Here is a 6,223-nt window from a genome sequence, read left to right as displayed (position 1 = left end):
CTGCGCTGTTATCCTCGAATGAACCCTCCTGTAAATCAGCTGAGCCTTTATTGCCCGGAAAATCGGCACTGGAGAAGTTGTAGACCACCCAGTTGGGGCTCGATCCTAAAAGATACTCGCTTGGCTTTCCTAGAGTCGTATCAAGGGGAGTGATGGCTCTGCTCTTGCTCTGCCAGGCGGCAAAGAGACCGGATTTGGTGCGGGTCTGGACCAGGTCATCGTATGCCTGAATGGATCTGTTGTATCTTCCAAAGTCCACTCTGACTATCTGGCCATCGATCATCCACTCGTTCAGGATTATGGTGTGATCTCCTTCAGGATACCAAAAGGAGATGAAGCTGGTGGAGTTAACACCCATCAGGTCGACCGCTTCGCCGAAGGCGTCCTGCGACTGGTTATATCCTCCAGGCAGTCCGTAGAAGATGTCTGACTTACGGATCCATGCCCCCACAGCCTCAGAGGAGTTCAGCTCTATGACCTTATCGTAAGCCTCAAGCGCAGAATCGGTCCTGCCCAATAATTCCAGATTCTCGGCCTTCAGCCACCAGGCTTCGGCATCTTTTGGATCGTTCAGGAGGCTCTGGTTGAGCAGTTCAATGGATCTTTCAAAAGCATCTGTGGCCTCTGCCTCTCTGCCAAGGCTTGCCAGGGCGATTCCTTTGCTCTGCCAGGCGCTTGTATCTTCTGGATTCTCCTTTATGGTCTCGTTGGTTAGATTTAGGATATTCCTGAATGCCTCAAGCGACTCGTTCTTCTCGTCCATATAGGCCAGGCTTTTGGCCTTGCCAAGCCAGGCATCGATATTTTGAGGTTCGATTTGAATGGCATTATCGAACGCCTCTAAAGCCTCATCGATGTTGTATCCGAATCCAGTGGCAATCAAGCTCTGGCCTTTTTTATACCAGTCATTTGCTGTATCCTCCTGCGCCAGTGACGAGGCGCAGAGCATAGCTATCGCTAACAATGCAACGACAAATCCTGTTTTCATTTACAAACCTCCTTTATTCTCAGAAAAAGTGAGGGAGTCATTCCTGATACCCCAGCTCTTTTGCCTGGAAAAATGCCGCAGCCGCATCTGTGTCTTTCCCCAGGGAATGCAGTATCAATTGATCCGTTGTGGATCTTCTCTTTGAATTCATTCACATCGCCCTCTTTCATCGATCCACTTCTATTGATGAAAAAGATCTAATCGCTATAAGGCAGCCATTTTCCGGCTATCTCACTCAATGAACCGCCGAATTCTTTTTCGGCATTTGTCGGATTACGACAGTTAACGAATATAAACCTTGCGAGTGTTAAGTTTTAAACTTATTAACAGTATGCATCCATTAATACTGCTCATTTGCTCGTTTTAAACAATAGACAAAATGAAATATGAATAATTTGCATAGAGAATAAATCTTATTAGCTTTTTTTAAGAACTCTCGGCATGAGAGAGCCATATGATATATTCATAAATTTCTCTCATATCGTTATACCTAAATCAACGAGCCGGAGCCAGTGGGAGTTGAGATGGCAGGATAATCCCGCGATTCTGGAAAACCAGGATAATCTCAGGAGGAGCGCTCCTGGACGGAAAGGAACCTTTCCGATAACTCTATTACATTGGTCCTGCCCCATTCTTTCTTTGTTATGAGGTTTCGTCTCTCCAGTGAGACCAGTATCGTGGTGAGCGTGGATCTGGGGAGGTTGGTCTCATATCTTATCTCCGCCTGGGTCATCCTGCCGCCGCGTTTGATCAATGCCTCAACTATAGAACGCTCTCGAGGAGTCAGAGCATCCATGACCGCCATCATCTCGCTGCTGACTGCGATCTCCTTCTTCGGCCCTTCTTCGAGCGAAGGCATCTCTTCGGGTTCAACATCTTCCTCAGAGGCCTCCGGTTGATCAGATTCAGTTGATAAGGCATCGAGGGCCTGATCATCGTCGGGAAGATCTTCTGCTTCAGGGATCGACGACTCAGCGTTAGGTGAAACTGCTCTGCGTCGGACAATGAAAATAATCAGGCTGCCTATTGCTAAAGCTACGAGCAGAATCAGAAGAAGATAGGCCTGGCTAAGGTCGCTATTATCACCGTTTGAGCTATCTAGATTACTACTAATATTGCCTGTATTTCCTGTTATGCCCTCTTGCTCATTGCCCTCTGGCTCCATGTGCTGTCGATACTCTATTGAGATCGCTGGTTCATAGACTCCGTACCCATGAGATTCCACTATCAAAGAGTCGTTTGAGGTAGATACCAGATAACTCAGTCCCTTAGAGCTGTTGATCCTGCCCAGCTTCGAGCTGTTCGGAAGGTGAAAGATGACATGGTACTCGTTATAAAAACCGTCGCAAGAGAACATTAGGCTCCAGTTCTCTCTTTGCTTCGAGGTCAAAGCATCAGTCCAGGCATAAAGCTGATTGTCAAACCTGTACTTGGAGGTGTACTGAGCGGTATTGTCCGGAGCATAGCGAGCAGGCTCCAGAAAGGTAAGGCCCTCTATGCTATCCGCATAGCCTGCAACCAGGGCCTTGCCGCTATCATACAAGTAGACATCGAGGCTGAGATTCTTCCCAGCGACCTCGCTGTCGAAATCCTGACCGGTAGCCGATGCCATGGCCATGGAGGCCAGGATCAAAAGGAGGCTTGCTCTCACTAACATTCTTAGCAGCGCGACCGATCTCATTTTACCCTTCCAAGCCTTGAGATGAGTTAGAGGCTGCGTTTGATAGATCTTCTCACTTTTCTTATAGTTTGTGCCATTCGTCAAGGATTACCATGCCCCGCTTCCTTCTGATTTCTTAGACTCATCCCGATAATTCTTTCTTATAAAAGATGGGAAGAGGCTTAACCTTGATACCCCAGCTCCCGGGCCTTGGCGTAGGCTTCATCCGCTTCGGCCTGGCGGCCCAGCGCTTTTAGAGCATCGCCTTTATTCATCCAGGTCAGAGGGTCTTTGGGATTAATTTGCAGGGCTTTATCGAAAGCATTTACGGCATCATCATATTCTTTCAACTCCCTCCACAAGAGAACTCCTTTGACCTTCCAGGCCAATCCGTTCATCGGATCGGCATCAGTAGCATTACCCAGTGCCTTGACAGCATCCTCATATTTGCCCTGAGCTTGCAGAATGAAGCCCTTTGAAAGCCAAGCCTCCACCAGATCCTCAGTCGATTTTTCAGTTTCAATACTGGTGTTATAAAGCTCAAGAGCTTCGCTATAAAATTTATCAGATTCATTTTGTCTTCCTAATTCTGAGAGGATGCCTGCCTTGTTCTCCAGTGCTCCTGCCGTCTGCGGGTCTATCTCTAGAGCCCGGTCGATGTACCGAAGGGCCTCTTCATATCTGCTTGTATCTTCTCTCGTCTGGCTTATGTAAACCAAGGCAATACCTTTACCATGCCAGGCATCGGCATCCTCGGGATTCAGCTCCAGGGCTTTGTCGAAGGCCTGCAGGGATTCGTTTAATATGCTAAGGTTATCTGTGAATGAGCCGATTTTAGCAAGGTTGTTGGCCTTGTAGGTCCAGACAGTGGCATTCTCTGGGGCGATTTCTACAGCCCTTTCATGTGCCTCAATAGCTTTATCAAAGGCCGTCATGCCAGAGGCTTCACGGTCTTTTATGCCCAGGTTCTTATTTTCCAAAGCGATCTTTGTGCCCAGACTCGTCAGTGCCATGCTCTTGAAAAGCCATGCATTGAGATTCTGAGGGTCCTGCTCAAGTGCTCTGTCGAAGGCTTGGGTGGCCTCCTCGTAGGATTCGTTACTGGATAATTCTATACCTTTTTTAATCCAAGCAACGGGCGTGTTATCCTCCGCCGCCGCAGCCAGACACAGCGCAGAGAATACGGCCAGGACCATGGCAATCCCCGTCCAGGCCTTCATCTTTTTTGTATTCACTCTTTTTGTATTCATTCCCAAACTCTCCTGTTTCGCTCACTTTATTTCTTCAGCGGGCGTCTCTCATTCGAGCCGCCCGGCGATCCCCACTGGGCATGAACGATAGATAAAAGACGATGTGGATGGACGGTAAATGAAGATTTGTTTGGATGCAGATCGATGTTCAGGATTGTTCCTTTTTGGAAAAGAACGATTCAGACAGCTCTATCACATTGGTCCTGCCCCATTCCTTCTTTGTTATGAGGTTTCGCCTCTCCAGGGATACCAGAACCATGGTGAGGGAGGATCTGGGCAGGCCGGTCTCATATCTTATCTCCGCCTGGGTCGTTCTGCCGCCGTGCTTTATCAGGGCCTCTATGATCGAGCGCTCTCTGTGAGTCAGAGCGTCCATAACGGCCTTCATCTCGCTGCTGACTGCGATATCTTTCTTTTGGCCCTCTGCTGCCGGGAGCATCCCAATGGGCCCTGCATCATCCTCATCCTCCGCATCGTCCTCAGCTGCAACGGTCGGCGGATCAGCTTCGAAAGACGCGTAATCCTGCGATGCTGCCATCTGCGCAGCCTGCAAAGGCTCTGCCGACGTATCTGGGGCACTGACTTCAGGCTGGCGGTCTACAACCGACAGATCTGGTCGATCTGCCTGGCCGAGCGGCAGTCTTTCTCTTCGCCTGCCTACGACGAAAGCGAATGCTGATCCAATAGTCAGGATAAATATAAAGGCGGCAACCATGAGAAGGTTTTGTGAGCCGCTGCCATGGCCTTCCTCTCTCGCAGATGCGTCTTGCAGAGGCTCATTGCCCAAAGGCTGCTGGTACTCTATGGTGATGGCAGGATCCTTAACACCGTGTGCCTGGGCATCCACCAGCAGGGATTCATTGGAGGCGGTGATCATGTAGTTCAGCCCGCTAGAACTGTTGATTCTTCCCAGCCTCAAGTCGCCTGGCAAGTGGAAGACGATATGGCACTGGCTGCAGAGTCCCCAGGTGGTGAAGGCCAGGCTCCAGTTCTCCCCATTCTTCCGGGTCAGGCCGTCTGTCCAGGCGTATAGCTGGCGAGTATCATTATCGTAGCTGTATCTGGGGACATATTGATTGGGATAAAGGGCATTGTACTGAGCGGTCCTCAGAAATGTCAGGCCTTTTGGGTCCTCCATGTAGCCCGCCACTAGGGTTTTGCCTGTATTGTATAAGTAGATGTCTAGGTCGAGCTTTTGTTCATCCGTACCATCGAACTCCTGTCCAGATGCCAGAGCGATGGAGACTAGCAGAAGAAGGGCAACTATGAGCTTTCTTGGTTCCTTAAGAATACCCTGCCCATACTTCAAAGCCACGATTATCAGATCCTTCTTCATTATATAAAAAAGGAAGCTGTCAACCTTTATACCCCAGCTCCCTGGCTTTTGCGTAGGCGGCCTCTGATTCTGCATTGTGTCCCATTTCTTTAAGAGCTTGGCCCTTAGTAAACCACGACGTGATATGGTTTGGATCCAACTCAGTAGCCTTATCTAAGGCACTGATAGATTCTTCAAGCCTTCCATACTGCATGAGAATGCCACCTTTAGTGCTCAATGCGTCTACCTTCCTGGGATGGTCTAGCTCAATCACCTTCTCGTAAGCAATGAGTGCCTCCTCGAACCTCTGGAGATTCGCTAAATTTTCGGCCTTATACCACCAGGCAGTGCCGTTCTTGGGATCTTTCTGGATCTCTTGATCGTATATTTCTATGGCCTTCTCGAAGGATTGGGTGGCCTCTTGTTCAATGCTCAAGTAGTTTAGTGCTACACCTCTTGCCTGCCAGGCCAATGCATCCTGCGGATTATTCTCCAATTTCTTCTCTACGATACCAAGCGCCTCTGTAGCTGTTCCTATTGTTATTATATCAAGAACTACGGTTTTTCTTAGCAAAATAGACTCATTTTGCGAATCCATTTGAAGAGCTTTGTCGTATGCGTTCAGCGCCTCAGTTAAGGACTCAGACGCCATTGAATTCATCAGATCATCTCCCTTCTTCACCCAGTCGTTTGCAGTCTCCTGCGCCGTAGCTACCAAGCACATCGCAGAGAGCACTATTAGGACCATGGCCACCCCGATCCAGGCTCTCATCTTAGATTTTCCATTCATTCCCAAACTCTCCTTCAAGTTGCTCACTTCGTCTAAAGAGGTGATAGCAAATAAGGGGCCTGCCCCTTATTGGCATAGAGTTGGCCCCTTATCCACTATTCCACTGAAACCTCCACGTCTGGAAGCTCGTCTTCGAGCCGCCCGACGACCTCTACCCGGCATGAACGATAGATAAAAGGTAATGTGAATGAACGGAAAACGAAGACCTTATTTTGAAGGC

General features: G+C 48.9%; 6 protein-coding genes. All 6 read right to left on the bottom strand.

Going from position 1 to position 6,223, the window contains the following annotated elements; genetic code table 11:
- Positions 1 to 988, bottom strand: a 988-nt coding sequence (locus BP822_RS08640; RefSeq protein WP_286878134.1) for a tetratricopeptide repeat protein, incomplete at its 3' end; no start/stop codon positions are given.
- Complete coding sequence (locus BP822_RS08635) at positions 985 to 1,158, bottom strand: hypothetical protein (protein WP_286878133.1); 174 nt, start codon at positions 1,156 to 1,158, stop codon at positions 985 to 987. The genes BP822_RS08635 and BP822_RS08640, both read right to left, overlap by 4 nt.
- 395 nt (positions 1,159 to 1,553) lie before the next feature.
- Positions 1,554 to 2,645 carry a helix-turn-helix transcriptional regulator gene (locus tag BP822_RS08630; RefSeq protein WP_048132656.1) on the bottom strand — a complete coding sequence of 364 codons (1,092 nt, stop codon included), beginning with the start codon at positions 2,643 to 2,645 and terminating at the stop codon, positions 1,554 to 1,556.
- 185 nt (positions 2,646 to 2,830) lie between these two features.
- The gene (locus BP822_RS08625) at positions 2,831 to 3,898 is read right to left on the bottom strand and encodes a tetratricopeptide repeat protein (protein ID WP_286878132.1); all 1,068 of its coding nucleotides are present in this window, start codon (positions 3,896 to 3,898) and stop codon (positions 2,831 to 2,833) included.
- Positions 3,899 to 4,046: 148 nt separating this feature from the next.
- Complete coding sequence (locus BP822_RS08620) at positions 4,047 to 5,234, bottom strand: helix-turn-helix transcriptional regulator (protein ID WP_286878131.1); 1,188 nt, start codon at positions 5,232 to 5,234, stop codon at positions 4,047 to 4,049.
- 19 nt (positions 5,235 to 5,253) lie between these two features.
- Positions 5,254 to 6,003 (bottom strand): tetratricopeptide repeat protein, encoded by a 750-nt coding sequence (locus BP822_RS08615; RefSeq protein ID WP_286878130.1) that lies wholly within the window; start codon positions 6,001 to 6,003, stop codon positions 5,254 to 5,256.
- Between the last annotated feature and the right edge of the window lie 220 nt (positions 6,004 to 6,223).

The sequence above is a fragment of the Methanosaeta sp. UBA458 genome (genome assembly GCF_002496085.1).
In the GTDB taxonomy this organism is placed as follows: Archaea; Halobacteriota; Methanosarcinia; order Methanotrichales; family Methanotrichaceae; genus Methanothrix; species Methanothrix soehngenii.
Note: the sequence above shows the minus strand (reverse complement) of the source record. Positions and strands in the feature narration are given on the sequence as shown.

Excerpts from the sequence above, each read along its gene's own strand:
- BP822_RS08635 (WP_286878133.1), bottom strand. The coding sequence starts at position 1,158 with ATGAAAGAGGGCGATGTGAATGAATTCAAAGAGAAGATCCACAACGGA.
- BP822_RS08630 (WP_048132656.1), bottom strand. The coding sequence starts at position 2,645 with ATGTTAGTGAGAGCAAGCCTCCTTTTGATCCTGGCCTCCATGGCCATG.
- BP822_RS08625 (WP_286878132.1), bottom strand. The coding sequence starts at position 3,898 with ATGAATACAAAAAGAGTGAATACAAAAAAGATGAAGGCCTGGACGGGG.
- BP822_RS08620 (WP_286878131.1), bottom strand. The coding sequence starts at position 5,234 with ATGAAGAAGGATCTGATAATCGTGGCTTTGAAGTATGGGCAGGGTATT.
- BP822_RS08615 (WP_286878130.1), bottom strand. The coding sequence starts at position 6,003 with ATGAATGGAAAATCTAAGATGAGAGCCTGGATCGGGGTGGCCATGGTC.